Consider the following 19275-nt stretch of genomic DNA (forward strand, 5'->3'; position numbering starts at 1 on the left):
ACTACCCAGGAGCGCAGCATCATGTCTCAGCAAAATCCTTGTCTGGCGTCCAAACCGTATTTGGCGCTGGAAAACATCTCGAAATCGTTCGGCAGCTTTCATGCGTTGCGCGATATCAACCTGACTGTTGCGGAAGGCGAGTTCGTCTGTTTCCTGGGGCCGTCCGGTTGTGGCAAAACCACCTTGCTGCGCATCATTGCCGGCCTCGAAAGCCAAGACCAGGGACGCATCGTCCAGGGCGGCAAAGACATATCCTGGCTAGCACCTATCAAGCGCGACTACGGCATCGTGTTCCAATCCTATGCGCTATTTCCCAACCTGACCATCGCCGACAACGTCGCCTACGGCCTGGTCAACCGGCGCCAAAGCCGCAGCGCCACCGCGGAACGGGTGCAGGAATTGCTGACGCTAGCGGGCTTGCCCACCAGCGGCAAGAAATTCCCCGGGCAATTGTCTGGTGGCCAGCAACAGCGGATTGCGCTGGTGCGGGCGTTGGCGACCTCTCCAGGTTTGCTGTTGCTGGACGAGCCGCTATCGGCACTGGACGCGCTGGAGCGAGTCCGGCTGCGCAGTGAAATCCGCCAGCTGCAGCAACGCCTGGGCGTTACCACCATCATGGTGACCCACGATCAGGAAGAAGCCTTGACCATGGCCGACCGCATCGTGGTCATGAATCACGGTGCCATCGAACAATGCGGCAGCCCGCAGGACATCTACCTGCAACCGGGCTCACCCTTCGTTGCTTCTTTCGTCGGCAAGGTGAATATCCTGCGTGGCATTTCGCTTGGCGATGGCCATTTCCGCATCGGCAAGCTGGATTTCAACTGCGAATCGCGCGTCGATCACATTCCAGCGGGCCAGCCGGTCAAAGTGTATTTGCGGCCGGAAGATTTTGTCGCCCGCAGCGTCGAACAGCGTACCCACAATCACGCCATGGCGGAAGTGAAGAAAATAGAGTTCCTGGGTGCATTCAGCTATCTGACGGTGGTGCTGGACGGCATGGAACAGCAACCGGTGGTGGCGTCGATGTCGCTCAATCTGCTGAAGGAACTGGATCTGGTCATCGGTAGCAAACTGCGGTATGGGCTGCTGCCGGAGCGCATCCGCGTATACCCGGATCACCAGCCAACGCAAACGCTAGCTCAAACGGCGGCAGCATGAACAGGCCGGCCAGCGCGCTCAAACTGACACCGCTTACTGCCAGCGGTGGCAAAACCGTTGGCGGCCGCCAGCAAAGCCACTGGCATGAACGGATTGCACATGGTCTGCTATTACTGGTATGCGCGGGATTGGCGATATTCCTGCTGATGCCGGTGCTGATGATCCTGATCCAAAGCGTGCAAGACAAGGACGGTGCTTTTGTCGGGCTGCGCCAGTTCAGCGATTACATGTCGACTCCGGCATTGCGGCAATCGGTATTGAATACATTGTTCATTGCGATATCGGTGACGCTGCTGGTGATCCCGGCAGCCTTCACTTTCGCCTATGCGCTGACGCGCAGCATGATGCCGTTCAAACGTCTTTTCCGCACCTTGTCGCTGATCCCGATCCTGGCGCCGTCGCTGCTGGCCGCCATTTCGTTTGTGCAGTGGTTCGGCACCCAGGGTGCGCTCAAGGGGTTACTGGGCGGCGCTTCGATCTACGGCCCGATCGGTATCATCATCAGCGAGTGCTACGCCGTGTTTCCGCATGCCTTGATGATCTTGATTACCGCGCTCTCGCTGGCTGACGGCCGCTTGTATGAAGTGGCGGAATCGCTCGGCACCAGCCGCCTGCGCAAGTTCTGGACCATCACCCTGCCGGGGGCCAAGTACGGCCTGATTAGTGCAATGCTGGTGGTATTCACTTTCACCGTCAACGATTTCGGCGTACCGAAAGTCATCGGCGGCGATTTCAATGTATTGGCCATCGATGTGTATCAACTGGTCATCGGCCAGCAGAATTTCAACAAAGGCGCGGTAGTCAGCTTGCTGCTGCTATTGCCGGCGCTGATGGCGTTTGCTATCGACTTCACCATCCGGCGCAAGCTGCAGTCCCAGCTGTCGGCGCGCGCCGTACCGTTTGTGGCCAAGCGCCACCGTCTGTTCGATGCCTTGATGTTTGGCTACTGCGGTCTGGTCTGCTTCCTGTTGCTGTCGGTATTGGGCATGGCGGTGTACACCTCTTTCATCAAGCTGTGGCCCTACAACCTGACGTTGGTGTGGGACCACTATTATTTCGGCCTGATCCAGGATGGCATCCTGGAATCGTATTTCAATAGCTTGCGGCTGGCTGGCTATGTGGTTGTCAGCGGCATAGTGTTGATTTTCGGCAGCGCCTACCTGGTCGAAAAGACGCGCGGCATGAATGCGGCGCGGCCGGTGTTCCGCCTGTTGGCCATGCTGCCTATGGGTGTGCCGGGGCTGGTGCTGGGACTGGGTTACATCATGTTCTTCAATCATCCCGACAATCCTTTGAACTTCCTGTATCGCAGCATGGCGATCCTGGTGTTGTCGACGGTGGTGCATTACTTTACGTCCAGCTACCTGACTGCTGTCACTGCCTTGAAGGCGATCGACAACGAGTTTGAAGCGGTATCGGCGTCGCTCAAGGTACCTTTCTATAAAACTTTTCTACGGGTGACGGTACCGGTTTGCCTGCCGGCGATCCTGGATATCGGCCGCTACCTGTTCATCAATGCCATGACCACTATTTCGGCAGTGGTGTTTCTGTACTCTCCCGACACCACGCTGGCGTCGGTGGCGCTGCTGAATCTGGAAGCCGAGGGCAAGATCGGCCCGGCGGCGGCGATGGGAACGCTGATCGTGCTGACTTCCGCCATCGTCTGCCTGTTGTACGCATTGACCACACGCGTGCTGCTAAGGAAAGCGCAAAGCTGGCGCCAGGTCTGATCACGCGACCTCTTACATCTGTTCAATATTTGACTAACACTCGCACCAAACCAAAGGAAATATCATGAGCCTGCAAAGCCGCGACCCGATTCTTCTGACCCCAGGACCATTGACCACATCGCTCGCCACCAAGAGCGCGATGCTGCAGGATTGGGGTTCATGGGATGCTTCATTCAACGCCATCACCGGCAAGGTGCGCCAGCAATTGCTGGACATCGCCAACGCGCATGAAACGCACGTGTGCGTGCCGATGCAGGGCAGCGGCACGTTTTCTATCGAAGCCGCGATCAATACGCTGCTGCCGCGCAACGGCCACATGCTGGTGCTGATCAACGGCGCCTACGGCAAGCGCATGGCAAAAATCGTCGAGATGATGGGGCGCCAGGTGACGGTATTCGAAACCGCCGAGGACGTGCCGACCACCGCCGCCGATGTCGAGCGCGTGCTGGGTAACGACCGCAGCATCACGCATGTCGGCGTGATTCACTGCGAAACCAGCACCGGCATCCTGAATCCCTTGCAGGAAATCGCCGAGGTGGTGGCGCAGCACAAGAAGAGCCTGATCATTGATGCCATGAGTTCCTTTGGCGCGCTGGAAATCGACGCGGCGAAAATCAGTTTCGATGCGTTGATCGCGGCTAGCGGCAAGTGCATCGAAGGTCCGCCAGGCATGGGTTTCGTGATTGCGCGCAAGAGCGTATTGGAAAAATGCGCCGGCAATTCCCGGTCGCTATCACTGGATCTGTACGATCAATGGGTCTACATGGAAAAAACGACGCAATGGCGCTTCACGCCGCCGACGCATATCGTGGTTGCATTTCATCAGGCATTGAATCAGTTTTTTGCTGAAGGCGGCCGGCCGGCAAGGCTGGCGCGCTATACCAAGAACTACGACACCTTGATGGCAGGCATGCGCGAGTTGGGATTGATCCAGTTTTTACCGGCAAAAATCCAGGCGCCGATCATCGTCACCATGCATGCGCCGAATAGCGCTAATTACGATTTCAAGAATTTTTATAACCGGGTGCGCGATAAAGGCTTCATTCTCTATCCGGGCAAGCTGACCCAGGCTGAGACTTTTCGCGTGGGTTGTATCGGCGCGATTGGCGCGGATGAAATGCGGCAGGCAGTGCATGCGATCGGCGATGCACTGAGCGAGATGGGAATTAAAACGAGGAACGCAAGTAACTCTTAGGTGGAGTGAATTCCGCGTGGGCATACATGCCCACCCTACGACTCCGCGTCGTTCAGGTGGTCGCGCATTCTTGCACAGGTAACATCGGATGAGCCTAAGTATGCTTATTTACGCACACCGATGATTAAAGTAGCGGCACTTAGCAATAATAGCGCTGCCAATAAATATAAGGCCCCGTCCATACTGCCAGTGTGCGTCTTGATTTGCCCGATGACCCATGGGCTGATAATGCCACTGGTAATCCCAATACTGCTGATTAAGCCAATACCACCGGCAGCAGAAGCACCTGATAAATAGCTGGCAGGAATAGTCCAGAAAATCGGCAAGGCGGCAAAAATCAACACAGAGGTGAGCGATAACAACGCCAGCATAATGAACAAACTTGGCAGGTGCAAAGTTAGCAACAGCAGTGCAAATGCGCCACCGATGGTGCAAACAGCAAAATGCCGACGACGTTCATTTTTGCGATCGGAATGACGCGCAATCAAAATCACACCCACCGCACCAATGGCGTTGGGGATGACGGAATACAAACTCACATGCAAAATGTCCTGCACACCGAATTCTCGTATCATCAAGGGCAACCAAAAATTGAGTGTGAGTGTGGCGCACGTCAGCGCAAAATAAATAAACGCAAACATATACACGCGAGGATTGCGTAAAGCATCGCCAAAAGAGTGACTAGCCTGTGATGCCTGTCCTTTTTGTTCCGCTTGCAGGTCGCTTGATAATTGCTGTTTTTCTTCCCTGGACAACCATTTGGCATCGTTAGGTTTGTCATCTAAATAGAAATACGCGATCACGGCCAAGATGGGAGCCGGGATACCCTCTAATACAAACATCCATTGCCAACCATGGATACCCCATACGCCTTCCATATCGCGAATGATCCAGCCAGATACCATGCCACCCAATACACCAGCGATAGCGACACCGGCAAAGAAAACGGACAGAATCGCCGCCCGGCGTGATACGGGATACCAGTAAGTAAGGTAAAGCACGATCCCAGGAAAAAATCCAGCTTCAAAAACACCGAGTAAAAAGCGTAAAGTATAGAAATGCGCAGGTGTGGAAACGAACATCATGGCAATCGAGACGACACCCCAGAGCAGCATGATGCGTGTAAAGGTTTTGCGCGCACCATATTTTGCCAACAGCAGATTACTTGGCACTTCGCAGAGCACGTAACCAATATAAAACACTGCAATTCCCAGACCGTACATCGCATCGCTAAAACCAAGATCGGCTTTCATTTGCAATTGCGCAAAGCCGATGTTGATACGATCAAGAAAAGAAACCACGTAGCAAATAAAGAGAAACGGGATGATACGCCACGTTACTTTGGAATACAGATTGTCGCGTTGCCGAGCGTCGCTGGCAGTCATGGTAGTTAGCACGGTTGTCTCCTGATGCTGTGTAAAGCCGACGCCGATGCTTGCACTCTGATGGCGCTTATGGACAAGGACGTTGCAAAATAAATGGTGATGTCGCTGCCCTCACTTAAGCAGCGAGCGTCTCCATCTTCTGATCTTGATTTGCGATTGGCATGGGTAGTTCGATATCCGTGCGCGCCAATGCCATCGCTTCGCGCAAGACATTGATATCGCCAATGTGATTTGCCAATAGCAGGATTAGCTCTGCATTGAGCATCTGGCTCTGTGCATTGCTTAAGTCACGATGAGTATCGATCAGCATTTCATAAAAATCATCTGGACGCCCCAGATTTGGTTGGATATTGAGGTGCACTTTATCTCCCGGACACTTGGCTTTATATGATGAAAATACATATACGGTTTAATGCATTACGTGCTGTTTATCAGCCAATCCCAGTGCCTTTTGCAACGCTGTTTTGATTGCTGCCACATTCAATTCGCGCCAGCGTCCGCATACATGTTGATCTGGGCGTACCAGGTAAAAACTACCTGGACGTGCGGCGTAACGTTGTTTGGCTAAACCTTCGTAATCTTCAATTATGATGAGCTGATCCGACTGCGTTAACAAGGCGTGTGCAGCTTGTCCCACGGCAGCTAGATTTTCTCTGTTGACGATCACGATCAATTTGAGTGCTTGGATGCTGGCAGTGTTGAGTCGCAGATTGCTTATTTGTTGCACCAGGTGTTGGGCATCGTCGCAAAAGAATAGGCCGGTAAATTTCTGACCGATGGCCGACAACAGCCAGCTGTCTTTTCCCGCGATTTTGATTGGGACATCAGCGCAGACCGCACCGGGCACCATATTGCCTGACCACGTCGCATCCACATCAGGGCTATTTAAGTGCGATGTTTTTAATACGGCCGGTACAGACAGGCGGCCGCTATTGACCAATTGTCGTGCAAAGGGGTGATGTTGCGCCAATTTTAAAACTGCGTCGCGAAACAGATGGCTGACATCTGATTTCGGGGTAATGAAATCGGTCGAGCGAGTGGAATTGAGAATGTTTTCATCCGCAGCGTACTCACGTTCGCTAGCATAGCTATCGAGTAGGCTATCCGGCGCGTTTCCTTGTAATACCAACGCTAATTTCCAGGCCAGGTTCTCTGCATCTTGCACGCCGCTATTTGCGCCGCGTGCACCAAACGGGGAAACGCCATGTGCCGCATCGCCGATGAACAATACCGCGCCATGGCGAAAACTGTCCATGCGCAGACAGGAAAAGGTGTACACGCTGACCCATTCCAACGTAAATTCTGCTTCTTTGCCGAGTAACGCCCGTACCCGTGGGATGACGCGTTCTGGTTGCTTTTCCAACTCAGGATCGGCGTCCCATCCTAATTGAAAATCAATGCGCCAGACATTATCTGGTTGGCTGTGCAGTAAAACCGACTGATTTCGATGAAATGGCGGATCAAACCAAAACCAGCGTTCCGCCGGAAAATCGGCTTTCATTTTGACGTCAGCAATTAAAAAGCGATCTTTGAATGTGCGGCCTTTGCTGTCCAGGCACATCAACTTACGCACCGCACTGCGCGACCCATCGGCCGCGACGATATAGCGGCCATGCAGATCATAGGCGCCATCCGGAGTTTCTATGGTCAACGTGACACCTTGATCAGTGCCATGTCGGGTCAATCCTGTAACGCGATTTTTCCAGCGAATTTCCAGATTCGGTAATTGCTGGGCACGCTCTAACAACATGCCCTCAACATAATATTGTTGCAGGTTGATGAAGGCGGGGCGCCGATGCCCGGTTTCCGGCAGAAGATCAAATTGATAAACTTGTTGATCCTGTAAAAATACTCGGCCGACATTCCATCGTACGCCTTTTTCTACCATCGGTTCGGCGCAGCCAAGACGATCGAAAATATCCAAAGTCCGTTTGGCAAAGCAAATAGCCCGCGAGCCGTTAGAGAGACGATTGTCATCATCCACCACCACCACAGGTATGCCGCGTTGGGCGATGTCAATCGCGGCGCTCAGACCAGATGGCCCCGCGCCGACGATGATGACGGGATGTCGTGTTTTCTTATCAGCGGCTTGCTCTTGTTCCGTGCAAGGTTGATAGGCGAAGGTGCGTTGTTGATAGTCCGCGTGGTGTGACTGATCAATGGATTTGCTCATATTTGTCTCCCCTATAGAGGTTTATTTATTTTTTTCTTAGAGCCTGCTTGAGTAGTAAGTAAGAAAGCGAAATCAATTTTATAAAATGCCACCACGCAGAATTTGTGTCGTCTAGGCGGGAGAGAGAATCCATCTTTCGCGCAACATGGATTCCCGCGTTCGCGGGAATGACAGGAATCTTTACAAATTAATTAAGCTGCATTACTTAACAGGAAGGCTTCTGCGTGGGCACAAAGGCGTGGCTACCCCACTTTGAGTACGTGAAACGTGATTGTTGGCGATGCATTAGTTCTGTAAAGCGGCCCACATTTCTTTATCGCGCTCAGCCGTCCAGATGCGTGGGTGTTTAATACCGCTGGCTTCGTCATAGGCGCGCGATACATCAAATGGCAAACAATGTTCGTAAATGAAGACCTGGCCAAATTTTGGATCCATCGCTTTACGGGTATGTGCCATGGCTTCTTTTAAGCCGAATTTTTGCGCGACCGCTTCTTTTCCTTGTTGTAGCAAGGTGGTGACGAAGTCACGAGTGTAATTCAGACCTTCTTCCACTTGCTGTGGCGTGACTAAAGCAGGGCCGCGACCTGGCACTAATTTCTCTGCCTTGAGTGCACGCAATGCTTCCAATGTCAGCGGCCATTCCGTCAATTGCGCGTCACCGCAATAGCAAGCAGCATCGTATTCGACCAGATCACCGGAGAAGAGGATTTTTTGCGAAGGAATCCAGGCAACCGTATCGCCTTTGGTATGGCCTGCGCCCAGATGCATGATATTGACTTCCAGCTTGCCCAAAAACAGGGTGATTTCTTTGTCAAAAACCAGTGTTGGCCACGTTAATCCTGGTACGGATTCAACGCCGGCAAACAAGCGGGGGAAGCGCTCGATTTCCGATTTCATGTCAGCTTCGCCACGCTCGACAATCATCTCGTAAGTACCGCGGCTGGCGATGACTTGTTCTGCGCCTTCTTTGGCATAGGCCGATGCGCCCAATACACGCACGGCGTGATAGTGAGACAGCACGACATATTTGATCGGCTTGTCGGTGATCTTACGAATTTCTTTAATTAAATCGTCAGCCATCAAAGGGGTGGCTGTGGTGTCAATAATCATCACAGCATCGTCGCCAATAATGACACCAGAATTGGGATCACCTTCGGCCGTGTAGGCATAGGCGTTATCGCTCAGCTTTGTGAAGCTGATTTTTTTCACTTCCAAGTCCGCTTGCGAAGCAAATGCTTTCGTGTTGTTGGTCATGTTGGTCCCCGTTCAGTTGTTGTAGTTAAGCAATGACATTGATTGCTGCTGCGATTGTGTCGAGTAGATTCTAGGAGCATCACTTTGCATTTGTCAATAACAAATGCATTTGCCTATATATAACCATCAAAGGGTAAGTAAGATTGCTCTTAATACCAGTCAATGTTGACAGTTTAAAAAGACCAGATCTCCAAACATGATGAATGATGAGCATCTCGCGCGAGATACTTTCTCATCCGAGTTCGCCCATAACGCGATATTTCATCAATGTCACATTACTGTGACGACAACTAGGAGTTCAGCATGGCTTGGTTTCCTTCTTTAGATGCACTTGGTGGCACCAGTGGTAAGCGCCCACGTGCAGCAGGACCACTTACACTTGCTCAGTTAAAAGCCGGTACGTCACGTTTGATTGAAAGTTTCCCCTATGATTACGGTCGGATTTTGGCGGCCTCTGATACGACGAATGGCTGGCTCAGGGAGCCGTTTAGCAACGATGAAAAAACCAATAAAGTCATCATCGTCGGCTGTGGCATGTCTGGCTTGATGGCTGCGCGGGAGCTGCTACGCGCCGGACTTTCGGTGGATATGTATGACCGTAACAAGCTGAAAGAACAAACTGGAGATTGGATGCACTATCGTCACGGCCGTGCGAACACCGACATCCGCGATTTTGGTCTCAAGGGACAATCAGTTTGCGAATTAGGTGGAATGCGTTTTCCGGTCAAAGCCAAGGCGACTTGGCATATGTTTGCCGAGGCTTTCAGGGATGATCAGGTCTTTATGCCTTTCCCTAACCCTGGCATCGTTCCTACCATCGTGTGCGAGGATGGGCAAACTTATCTGTGGCATGCGGGGAGTGCATCACACCCCGATTTGCCGCCGCAATTTGGCAGGATTGCCGGTCATGTTGCTGAAGCTATGAATACGCTGAGTGATGGACAGACCACGTCCATAGAGGTGCAAGGATTGTTGGTTTTACCCGATTTGAATCCCGCTCAGGAAAAGCGACTCTACGATTATTGGGGCTTCATGGTCAGCAATTTTGACAACATGACCTTTGGTGCATGGATACATGAATATGTTGCCAAACCAAATAATTGGTCGCCAGACGATTTAGCGCGTTTCTTCAATTTGGGTTTTGGCACAGGTGGCATGGGGAGTTTATTCCCAGTCAGTTTTCTTGAGATGCTACGCATCTGGATTTGGGATTATGCCGATGAATATGCGTTACCCGCCGGTTATGGCTTGGGCAGTGTCGCCAACATTATTATGGAAAAATTGAATTCGGAATTTGGTGCTGCCGGAAAAGGTACGCTACGTATTTTTGAAGAACATGAAGTACAAGAAATCGGCATGTTTTCAGCAGCAGATGAGACCCTGGCCAAATCTGGTGTATTAGTACGCGATCTCAACATTACGGCAGCCCCAAATCTACAGCCGCAATATGCCGATTTTTTGATTGTCGCAGTACCGCATACTGCAGCCATTGCCTTGATGTCTTTAACCGCAGATCATAGTTATCCACGCAATACCACGCGAGTTATTCAAAACATAGAAGGCAAACCGTGTCAGTTCTATAGTTACTTCGACAAACCAAGCACATCGCCTGCTTTTAATACTTTTATCCGTCCACAAAAAAATGGTATTGCACGGTTGAATATGGTCAATGCCAGTAAATCGTTTTGTACATTTGAGACAGCACCATGGAACGTGACGACACCAGAAATAGCATGGCATCGGATTGAAGGTTTGCCGGTGCAATGCGTATTAAGTGAGGGTTGGTCCCGTGCCAGTTATTTCTTGCCAGCGAACCCGGAAGATATTAATTCGCCGTGCGCCGCTTTACTTTCATATACCTGGAATCTCGATTCCAATAAAGTACAAGCCGTATCAGGCGCGGCGAAGGCGCGTGAAAATCCCGGTACCGATGGGCATGCAGAGCCTGCCCCATGGCTCGCAAACTCAAACCAATGGTGGCGTGCTTATCGTACTGCTGCATCAGTACTGCCATATGCTTTTATCAATAGGGACGGTGGTAACGTTACCCGCTTTTTTATCGATAGCGGCAGTACGACCAATAACGATGTCACAGGCATGGATTGGCAAGATAATCCAAGTACTGCCGGGGGATTCAAACTCGATGCCGCGGGTGATTTTCAAATGGTGAACACGTGGGCGTATGCCTATTTATTAACGGAAGAAAACGGCTTTGCCAGCGAATCAACACGCTGGAAAACTTATCAACGCATCCATTTTGCATCAGATAGCGCCAGTAATTATGGTGGTTGGTGCGAGGGGGCTTTTATGGCAGGCGCTAATGCCGCTATCGGGGTGCTGGCTACCATCAACAGGATCAAGTTAAAAGATGAACCAGCCGAAATTTTGGAAGGTAATCCTTTCGCTGACATTAACCAGCTTATCCCTTTAAAGCAATATCCTATAGTTAGAGAAAGTGGGAAAAAGGTTGCTTAAGCCTTGCTGTAGGCAGCATTAAAGCGCTCGGAGGTCGAGTTAACTTGACCTCCGTCTTTAAATCATTAACAATTTCCCATCTCCAACTATGCATGTCTTCACTTGCCTAAGCTCCCCTCATCGCCTCTCGTTCCATCCGTAGCCAAGCCCCAGCGCGGGGTGCAAAGCGTTGAGGTGTCGGGAAAAATATTGCAAACCTTGAGCCGTGCGCGCCAACCCTGCCATCTTGCGGAATTAGCCAATGCGGTCCAAATGACTAGCGCACAGGTGTTTACCTATATGGTGACGTTGTGTAAGTTGGCATTGGTGAAACGCACGCAATTTGGTGCTTATGAGCCTGGGCCGTTAGCACTACGTTTGGGGTTGCGGCATTTGCAGCAACAATTGCCTTATCGTGTAGCACTCTCGCATGTACAGGCATTGGCTGCAGAAATTGGACACAGCGTCGCCGTTTGCATCATGGGTCCACAAGGCCCGACCATCGTGCGTTATGAAAACAGCGGTTTGCCTTTGCACGTTAACTTGCATGTGGGGACAGTTATGTCCTTATCGCAGACATCTACAGGGCGCGTGTTTTCTGCTTATCTACCGGCACAAATCGTGCGGCAATTGATGCAGCAACAAGCCGTATCTGCCCAGAATATATGGCAGCAGTTTTATCAATCACCTGCACCACATGCAGATGCATTACAGCACGATGCGGATGCGATTAGAGCGCGTGGCATGGCGCGCGGGATTAATTATCCCAGCCCCGGCATTAGCAGTTTATGTATTCCCGTTTTTGATGCTGAACGGCAGCTCTGTTTAGCGCTGACGGTGGTCGGTTCATCCAAAACAATGGACACGCATTGGCATGGCAGCATCGCCAAAGCCTTACGCACAACAGCAAAGGCGATTGAGGAGGCATTGTCTCAACCACTTATACAAGCCCCGCAAGTTGAAGAGCTGAAAGCCATTGCAGCAACTGAAAATACAAAAATCAATACTGATAAACAGCAGCGCGGGATTCAATCGTTAGAAATTACAGGACAACTACTGCAGGTGATCAGCTCCGCGATGATGCCGTTATCTTTGCGTACGCTGTCAGCGAATGCACAGATGAGTTCGGCAAAAGCATTCCCGCATTTGGTTAGTTTATGCAAAATCGGATTATTAGAGCGACATGCGCAATCGGGAGATTTTAGTCCGGGTGCTTTGAGTCTGGAACTCGGACTGAATGCCCTGCAAAGATTGGCGCCTGTCAGGGAAGCCGAACAAGAAACCAATCAACTGGTAGAGAGCACAGGATTGACTGTCGCATTGGCGATCATTGGACCGATGGGCCCAACGATCATTCATCTGGAAGATGCACCAAAACCAATGCATATCAGCATACGCATCGGTACGGTGATGTCGATGATGCATACGACTATCGGCCGTGTATTTAGCGCCTACTTGCCAGCACCTGTATTGGAAAGATTATTACATCAAAATACTTTGCGTTTTGCAGACGAGACAAGCTCGACGGTGATTTCAAAAAAAATGGCGGATACTTTGCGCAAAATACGTATCAGCGGGATTGATAGCGCGATCGACAAGCCCGTTCCTGGAATACACGCTTTGGCCGCGCCGGTGTTCGATTACACAGGTAACATCAGCCTTGTGTTAGCGGTAATGGGACCGGCCGATAGTTTTGATGTTTCTCATGATGGGGCGATAGCGCAAACCTTGAAAGAGTCGACCACTGCATTGTCGTATCGCCTGGGATACATGGCATAAATAAGGCCGTAATCAATTTCACAAGAAACGCATCACCACAATTGGCATTCTCCCCGCAAAGGTGAGAAGTCGACTTCGCTTTTGCTCAGTCAGGCACAACCATGACCGCCGGCGGTCTTGCTTGTCATCGGCAAATCCCGTCCGCTTTCGCGCGTATGGCCAGCCGCTTCCAAGCGCTGCAGGTAATCTTCCCACATCGCTTCCTGATCCCGCCCCAGCTTATACAGATAGGCCCAGGTATAAATGCCGCTGACGTGCCCATCCGAAAAGGTCGGCTTGACGGCGTAATTGCCGACCGGATCAAGCGCCGCCATTTCGACATTGCGCTTACCGGTTTGCAGTACCTCTTGCCCCGGACCGTGGCCGCTTACTTCCGCCGATGGCGAATAAACGCGCATCAATTCAAACGGCAGCGAAAATACCGCACCATCGTCGAAGGCGACTTCCAGCGTGCACGACTGCTTGTGCACTGTGAATGACACCGGTATAGGCGCAGGAGCTGATTGTTTGGAGCCGGTCATTGGATTGTCTGGGGAATATAAAAAAGATTAAAACTGCTCGGATATCGCCGAGCGCAACGCGCCCAGCAATGCCTGCCGCTGCACAAGGCTGGCCGGCAACGGCTGCCGCTGGGCTTGGGCCCAAACCGGGCTGGGAAAATGGGCGTCGTCCAGATAACGTGGAATCACATGCCAATGCAGATGCGGAGTCATGTTGCCGAGGCAAGCCAGGTTGATTTTTTCCGGCTGCATGATATTTCGCACGGCGGTTTCAACTATCCACACCGCATCCATGAATGCAGCGCGATCGGCCGCCGACAAATCCGTCATTTCCTTGACGTGCCGGTGCCAGATGACCCGGCAGAATCCCGGATACAAGGCATCATCGACCAGCACCACGCGGAATTTTTCGGCGCGGTGGAGAATTTCTCCACCGTCACCGCTGCACAGTTCGCAATCAACCGAATGCGTTGTCATGGCTACACCAGGATCCGCTCGATGCCGCCGTTGTTGGCGCGTGCCACATAATCCGGCAACCAGTTCTCGCCCAGCAGGTGACGCGCCATCTCCACCACGATGTAATCGGCGGTAGTGCCGGAATCGTCGTTGTAGCGCGACAAGCCCTGCAGGCAAGACGGGCAGGACGTGAGGATCTTGACGTCGCCGCCAAAACCATCGGCGCGCAGTTTATCCGCGCCCTTGTTCATCTCTTCTTCCTTGCGGAAACGGACCTGGGTCGAGACATCCGGACGGCTCACGCCGAAGGTGCCGGACTCGCCGCAGCAACGCTCGTTCTTCTCGATCTTGGCGCCGTTGTCGGTGGTGATCAAGGCATTCACCGTTTTCATCGGATCCTGCAATTTCATCGGGCTGTGGCAAGGATCGTGGTACATGTAACGCGTACCGCTGACGCCTTCCAGCTTGAGATTTTTCTCCAGCAGGTATTCGTGGATATCGATAATCCGGCAGCCCGGGAAGATCTTGTCGAACTGATAGCCTTGCAACTGATCGTAGCAAGTACCGCAAGATACGATGACGGTCTTGATATCGAGATAGTTCAGGGTATTCGCCATGCGATGGAACAGCACGCGATTGTCGGTGATGATCTTTTCAGCCTTGTCGTAATCGCCGGAGCCGCGTTGCGGATAACCGCAGCACAGATAACCCGGCGGCAGCACGGTTTGCACGCCGACCTCCCACAACATGGCCTGGGTCGCCAATCCCACTTGCGAGAACAAGCGTTCGGAACCGCAGCCGGGGAAGTAAAACACCGCTTCGGTATCGGCTGTGGTGCTCTTCGGATCACGGATGATCGGCACGATCTTGTCGTCTTCGATATCCAGCAAGGCGCGCGCCGTCTTCTTCGGCAGATTGCCTGGCATCTTCTTGTTGATGAAGTGGATCACCTGCTCTTTGATCGGCGCCTTGCCGACCGTGGCCGGCGGCTTCTTGGTCTGCTTCTTGGCGAATTTCTTCAGTATGTCGTGACCGAGACGTTGTGCCTTGAAGCCCCAGTCAGTCATGACTTTACGGGTCATGTTGATGGTGGCCGGATCAGTTGCATTCAGGAAGAACATGGCGGCCGTAGTGCCAGGATTGAACGATTTCTTGTTCATCTTGCGCAGCAGGTTGCGCATGTTCATCGAGACGTCGCCGAAATCGATATCGACCGGGCATGGCGTCACGCATTTGTGGCAGACGGTGCAATGATCGGCCACATCTTCGAACTCTTCCCAATGCTTGATCGAGATGCCGCGCCGCGTTTGCTCTTCATACAGGAACGCTTCCACCAGCAGCGAAGTGGCCAGGATCTTGTTGCGCGGCGAATACAGCAGATTGGCGCGCGGCACGTGAGTGGCGCACACCGGTTTGCATTTGCCGCAACGCAGGCAATCCTTGACGCTGTTGGCGATGGCGCCGATATCGCTTTGTTGCATGATCAGCGATTCGTGTCCCATCAGGCCGAACGACGGCGTATAGGCATTGCTCAGGTCAGCCTCGAAACCAGGCAGGTTCAACAGCTTGCCCTTGTTGAAGCGGCCTTCCGGATCGACCCGCAATTTGTAGCTGCGGAAATCCTTGATCTCATCTTCAGTCAGGAATTCCAGCTTGGTGATGCCGATCCCGTGTTCGCCCGAAATCACGCCGTCCAGCGAACGCGCCAGCGTCATGATGCGAGCTACGGCGGCATGCGCATCCTGCAGCATTTCGTAGTGATCGGAATTGACCGGCAAGTTGGTGTGCACGTTGCCGTCGCCGGCGTGCATGTGCAAGGCGACGAACACGCGGCCACGCAGGACACGCTTGTGAATTGCGTTGCACTCATCAAGAATCAGCTTGAACGAGGCGCCGTTGAAAATCTGCCGCAACAAAGCGCGCACTTCCTGTTTCCAGGATACCCGCACAGTGCGGTCCTGCACCACGTCGAACACGGTGGCGGCAGGTTGCTGCAACAGGCGTTCGTCAAATGTCGTGCTGAGTTTTTCCAGCCCCAATGCGGCCAGTTCTTCTTTCGCGTCCTTGAGCGGCGTATCCAGATTCGCCAGCAGATAAGTCCAGCGCGCCTGCACATCGGCTAACAGTTGTTCAGCCTGATGCACGCGGTCTTCCAGGATTTCCGCCGCCGGAATGTCGTCGCCATCAACATCGTCGCCCTTGCCCAAAGGCAGATTTCCATTGAGCAGGAAATCGCGCAGCTCGCCCAGCAATTGCAGCTTGTTCTTGGCCGACAATTCGATGTTGATACGTTCGATACCGTCGGTGTACTCGCCCATGCGATTGAGCGGAATCACCACGTCTTCATTGATCTTGAAGGCGTTGGTATGTTTGGCGATGGCGGCCGTGCGGGCACGGTCCAGCCAGAATTTCTTGCGCGCTTCCGGGCTGACCGCGACGAAACCTTCACCGACCCGGTTGTTCGCCATGCGCACCACTTCCGATGCAGCTTGCGCTACGGCGTTTTCGTCATCGCCGACGATATCGCCGAACAAGGCCATCTTCGGCAGCACGCCGCGTTTCGACTTGGTGGTGTAACCCACCGCGCGCAGATAACGCTCATCCAGATGCTCCAGGCCGGCCAGGATCGCCCCGCCCTTTTTGGTTTCGGCATCGAGGAAATCCTTGATCTCGACGATCGATGGAATCGCATCGCGCGCCTGGCCGAAAAATTCCAGGCAAACGGTGCGCGTGTGCTTCGGCATCTTGTGCAGAATCCAGCGCCCGGAGGTAATCAAACCGTCGCAACCTTCTTTTTGAATCCCTGGCAAACCCGCCAGGAATTTGTCGGTCACGTCTTTGCCCAGGCCTTCCTTGCGGAATACGCGGCCGGCGATTTCCAGGATTTCCGTCTTGAACGGCTTTTCGCTCGGGCGGCCCTTTTCAGCCGGGTGACGCCACTCGAGTTGGAAGCGCGCTAGCGGCGTGTCGTGGATCTTGCCGAGGTTGTGGTCGAGACGGGTTACGTCGAGCCAATCGCCGTTCGGGTCGACCATGCGCCAGCTGGCCAGGTTGTCGAGCGCGGTGCCCCACAACACTGCTTTCTTGCCGCCGGCATTCATCGCGATATTGCCGCCGACGCAGGATGCTTCAGCCGAAGTCGGATCGACCGCAAAGACGAAGCCGGCTTTTTCAGCAGCGTCGGAGACCCGCTTGGTAACCACGCCGGCGCCAGAATAAATCGTCGCGTATTCTTTATCCAAGCCTGGCAGCACAGCCATTTCGACTGCGCCCAGTTGCTCCAGCTTTTCCGTGTTGATGACTGCCGACAAAGGCGTCAGCGGAATCGCGCCGCCGGTGTAGCCGGTGCCGCCGCCGCGCGGGATGATGGTCAGGCCAAGTTCGATACAGCCCTTGACCAGGCCGGCCATTTCATCTTCGCTATCGGGCGTCAGCACCACGAATGGATATTCGACGCGCCAGTCGGTGGCGTCGGTCACATGCGATACGCGCGACAGGCCGTCGAACTTGATGTTGTCCTTGGCGGTGTAGCGACCCAGGATTTTATTGGTGCGCTTGCGCAAATCGTAGGTCTGGCGGAATTCGTCAGCGAAAGCGGCAATCGCCTTGCGTGCGGCAGCCAGCAACGCTTCAACGTTCTCGCTGCGCCGTTTCGCTTCTTCATCGCTGGCGGCATCACGCGCTGCGCCACCCTCGTTCTCCTGATCGGTGACGATACGGCGCTTGTCGACTTCGCTGAGACGATGATGCAACGCGTCAATCAGGGCCTGACGGCGCTTCGGATTGTCCAGCATGTCATCTTGCAAATACGGATTGCGCCGCACCACCCAGATGTCGCCCAGGACTTCGTACAGCATCCTGGCGGAACGGCCGGTCTGACGCTTGCTGCGCAGTTCGTCGAGCAGTCGCCAAGACGCTTCGCCTAGTAGCCGGATCACAATTTCGCGATCGGAAAACGAGGTGTAGTTGTAGGGAATTTCGCGCAAACGCGTAGGGGTGGCGCCGTGTGGCGCGTCTGACAATAATGCCTGGATTTTTACTGGGGCGTTCATTGGTCTAGGAAAGTTGACTACTTTGACTACTGCTGCTGGACCAGTATTTTAGCTTATCGCGCTACTTCGCGACGGCAACATACCAATTTGTGCAGTGCAAGAGACTGATCATGCCCGGATAGGCAAACCCAATGAAATCAATAAAAACAATCAATTTTTAATTATTAATAGTTTTTATCTACAATTGATCTATGCCCACTTCTTTCAGGAGCTCTCATGTTTAGCCAAATCATTAGCGAAATCCTGGAAAGCATTTCCCTCACATTGGCCGACTATGGTCAGTGCAAAGGCTGATTTCTCTGACTCAAGGAGCGATGTCATGACACCCGTCTCGTTATCAAAAAGAAACCCTTATTTCGGCATTTCCTACCTGCTGCGTGAGCGCGCATGGCCATTGCGTATGCTGCCATATGTCATATTACTGCTGATTACACCGGCGATGTTTTGGGCGGGCCTGTCGGCGATTTGATGCCAAAAAGCAACTAGCAGTTTACGGTTCGCCGTTCACGCCAGCCAGCTTGCAACTTGCCGCCAAAAGCCGTCCGGCACATGCATCAGCAGCCAGACCACCAATATGTAGCGGACGAATTTGCCGATCGCCATGTACATGACGGAAGGCCAGAACGGCAATTTGAGCCAGCCGCCCAAAGTGCAGATAGGATCGCCGATGCCCGGCATCCAGGCTAGCAGCATGGTTTTTGCGCCATAACGCTGCAGCCAGCCAAACCATTTGCTGTCGCGCTCGCGAGCGAAGGCTTGCTTGGCGCCGTAGCCCATCCAGTAATCGACCATACCGCCCAGCGTATTACCCGCCGTTGCGACGAAAATCACCGGCCAGAATAGCGCGCCGTTGGATTTGATCACCGCAAACACTGCCGGCTCCGAGCCCAGTGGCAGCAAGGTGGCGGCGACAAAACTGATGATAAAGACGGAAGTTAAACCGACCGTTGGCACGGCAAGTGTCTTGAGCAACCATAAAACGGCGGATTCGATCATAGGGACAATTCAGAGAGACGGCTGATGTGGCGCGTGCGATGCATAGATCGACATATTCGACAAATCCAACATATATATCGACATGCATATCGACATACGTTGTTGTTGATAATCTTTATTACGCTGCAGCCGACAAAACC

14 protein-coding genes are annotated in these 19275 nt (G+C 52.9%); 6 read left to right on the forward strand and 8 right to left on the reverse strand.

What is annotated here, in order from left to right:
• The first annotated feature begins 21 nt into the window (after positions 1 to 21).
• The 3 genes from KHU29_RS14365 to KHU29_RS14375 all read left to right on the forward strand — a co-directional run bounded on the left by KHU29_RS14365 (position 22) and on the right by KHU29_RS14375 (position 4086).
• The gene (locus KHU29_RS14365; protein WP_211453468.1) at positions 22 to 1161 is read left to right on the forward strand and encodes a putative 2-aminoethylphosphonate ABC transporter ATP-binding protein; all 1140 of its coding nucleotides are present in this window, start codon (positions 22 to 24) and stop codon (positions 1159 to 1161) included.
• On the forward strand, positions 1158 to 2891 hold the full coding sequence (locus tag KHU29_RS14370; RefSeq protein WP_211453469.1) for a putative 2-aminoethylphosphonate ABC transporter permease subunit: 1734 nt from the start codon (positions 1158 to 1160) through the stop codon (positions 2889 to 2891). Before KHU29_RS14365 ends, KHU29_RS14370 begins: the two co-directional genes overlap by 4 nt.
• A 64-nt stretch (positions 2892 to 2955) precedes the next feature.
• Positions 2956 to 4086: a 2-aminoethylphosphonate--pyruvate transaminase gene (locus KHU29_RS14375; protein WP_211453470.1), complete on the forward strand. Its 1131-nt coding sequence runs from the start codon at positions 2956 to 2958 to the stop codon at positions 4084 to 4086.
• Positions 4087 to 4190: 104 nt separating this feature from the next.
• On the opposite strand, the gene KHU29_RS14380 is transcribed toward KHU29_RS14375, so the two are convergent.
• The 4 genes from KHU29_RS14380 to KHU29_RS14395 all read right to left on the reverse strand — a co-directional run bounded on the left by KHU29_RS14380 (position 4191) and on the right by KHU29_RS14395 (position 8898).
• Positions 4191 to 5471, reverse strand: coding sequence for an MFS transporter (locus tag KHU29_RS14380; protein ID WP_211453507.1), 1281 nt, complete (start codon positions 5469 to 5471; stop codon positions 4191 to 4193).
• A gap of 115 nt (positions 5472 to 5586) precedes the next feature.
• Positions 5587 to 5832 carry a DUF2783 domain-containing protein gene (locus KHU29_RS14385; protein WP_211453471.1) on the reverse strand — a complete coding sequence of 82 codons (246 nt, stop codon included), beginning with the start codon at positions 5830 to 5832 and terminating at the stop codon, positions 5587 to 5589.
• 48 nt (positions 5833 to 5880) lie between these two features.
• Entirely contained in the window at positions 5881 to 7644 is a 1764-nt protein-coding gene (locus KHU29_RS14390; RefSeq protein ID WP_211453472.1) for an FAD-dependent oxidoreductase, read from the reverse strand.
• A 285-nt stretch (positions 7645 to 7929) separates the two neighbouring features.
• On the reverse strand, positions 7930 to 8898 hold the full coding sequence (locus KHU29_RS14395) for an MBL fold metallo-hydrolase (RefSeq protein WP_211453473.1): 969 nt from the start codon (positions 8896 to 8898) through the stop codon (positions 7930 to 7932).
• A gap of 303 nt (positions 8899 to 9201) precedes the next feature.
• Between KHU29_RS14395 and KHU29_RS14400 the strand changes: the two genes are divergently transcribed.
• Together KHU29_RS14400 and KHU29_RS14405 are read left to right on the forward strand one after the other, a co-directional pair.
• Positions 9202 to 11373, forward strand: a complete 2172-nt coding sequence (locus KHU29_RS14400) for a flavin monoamine oxidase family protein (RefSeq protein WP_211453474.1) — start codon at positions 9202 to 9204, stop codon at positions 11371 to 11373.
• Between the two features lie 189 nt (positions 11374 to 11562).
• Complete coding sequence (locus tag KHU29_RS14405; protein WP_246542055.1) at positions 11563 to 13131, forward strand: IclR family transcriptional regulator; 1569 nt, start codon at positions 11563 to 11565, stop codon at positions 13129 to 13131.
• Positions 13132 to 13220: 89 nt separating this feature from the next.
• Here KHU29_RS14405 and KHU29_RS14410 read toward each other — a convergent pair whose 3' ends face one another.
• Genes KHU29_RS14410 through KHU29_RS14420 form a run of 3 tightly spaced genes read right to left on the reverse strand, consistent with a single transcriptional unit; the run spans position 13221 to position 18139 of the window.
• Positions 13221 to 13652, reverse strand: a complete 432-nt coding sequence (locus KHU29_RS14410) for a gamma-butyrobetaine hydroxylase family protein (RefSeq protein ID WP_211453476.1) — start codon at positions 13650 to 13652, stop codon at positions 13221 to 13223.
• A 27-nt stretch (positions 13653 to 13679) separates the two neighbouring features.
• On the reverse strand, positions 13680 to 14108 hold the full coding sequence (locus tag KHU29_RS14415; protein ID WP_211453477.1) for an HIT family protein: 429 nt from the start codon (positions 14106 to 14108) through the stop codon (positions 13680 to 13682).
• A 2-nt stretch (positions 14109 to 14110) separates the two neighbouring features.
• Positions 14111 to 18139, reverse strand: coding sequence for a DUF3683 domain-containing protein (locus tag KHU29_RS14420; RefSeq protein WP_211453478.1), 4029 nt, complete (start codon positions 18137 to 18139; stop codon positions 14111 to 14113).
• Positions 18140 to 18233: 94 nt separating this feature from the next.
• Here KHU29_RS14420 and KHU29_RS14425 point away from each other — a divergent pair, with 94 nt between their 5' ends.
• On the forward strand, positions 18234 to 18608 hold the full coding sequence (locus tag KHU29_RS14425) for a hypothetical protein (protein ID WP_211453479.1): 375 nt from the start codon (positions 18234 to 18236) through the stop codon (positions 18606 to 18608).
• A 35-nt stretch (positions 18609 to 18643) separates the two neighbouring features.
• On the opposite strand, the gene KHU29_RS14430 is transcribed toward KHU29_RS14425, so the two are convergent.
• Positions 18644 to 19135 carry a YqaA family protein gene (locus tag KHU29_RS14430; protein ID WP_211453480.1) on the reverse strand — a complete coding sequence of 164 codons (492 nt, stop codon included), beginning with the start codon at positions 19133 to 19135 and terminating at the stop codon, positions 18644 to 18646.
• Positions 19136 to 19275 lie beyond the last annotated feature (140 nt).

This window comes from Collimonas antrihumi (assembly GCF_018304965.1).
Taxonomy (GTDB): Bacteria; Pseudomonadota; Gammaproteobacteria; order Burkholderiales; family Burkholderiaceae_D; genus Collimonas; species Collimonas antrihumi.

Bases quoted from the DNA above. Each gene is read 5' to 3' on its own strand.
- KHU29_RS14365 (WP_211453468.1), top strand. From the start codon at position 22: ATGTCTCAGCAAAATCCTTGTCTGGCGTCCAAACCGTATTTGGCGCTG.
- KHU29_RS14370 (WP_211453469.1), top strand. From the start codon at position 1,158: ATGAACAGGCCGGCCAGCGCGCTCAAACTGACACCGCTTACTGCCAGC.
- KHU29_RS14375 (WP_211453470.1), top strand. From the start codon at position 2,956: ATGAGCCTGCAAAGCCGCGACCCGATTCTTCTGACCCCAGGACCATTG.
- KHU29_RS14380 (WP_211453507.1), bottom strand. From the start codon at position 5,471: ATGACTGCCAGCGACGCTCGGCAACGCGACAATCTGTATTCCAAAGTA.
- KHU29_RS14390 (WP_211453472.1), bottom strand. From the start codon at position 7,644: ATGAGCAAATCCATTGATCAGTCACACCACGCGGACTATCAACAACGC.
- KHU29_RS14395 (WP_211453473.1), bottom strand. From the start codon at position 8,898: ATGACCAACAACACGAAAGCATTTGCTTCGCAAGCGGACTTGGAAGTG.
- KHU29_RS14400 (WP_211453474.1), top strand. From the start codon at position 9,202: ATGGCTTGGTTTCCTTCTTTAGATGCACTTGGTGGCACCAGTGGTAAG.
- KHU29_RS14410 (WP_211453476.1), bottom strand. From the start codon at position 13,652: ATGACCGGCTCCAAACAATCAGCTCCTGCGCCTATACCGGTGTCATTC.
- KHU29_RS14415 (WP_211453477.1), bottom strand. From the start codon at position 14,108: ATGACAACGCATTCGGTTGATTGCGAACTGTGCAGCGGTGACGGTGGA.
- KHU29_RS14420 (WP_211453478.1), bottom strand. From the start codon at position 18,139: ATGAACGCCCCAGTAAAAATCCAGGCATTATTGTCAGACGCGCCACAC.
- KHU29_RS14430 (WP_211453480.1), bottom strand. From the start codon at position 19,135: ATGATCGAATCCGCCGTTTTATGGTTGCTCAAGACACTTGCCGTGCCA.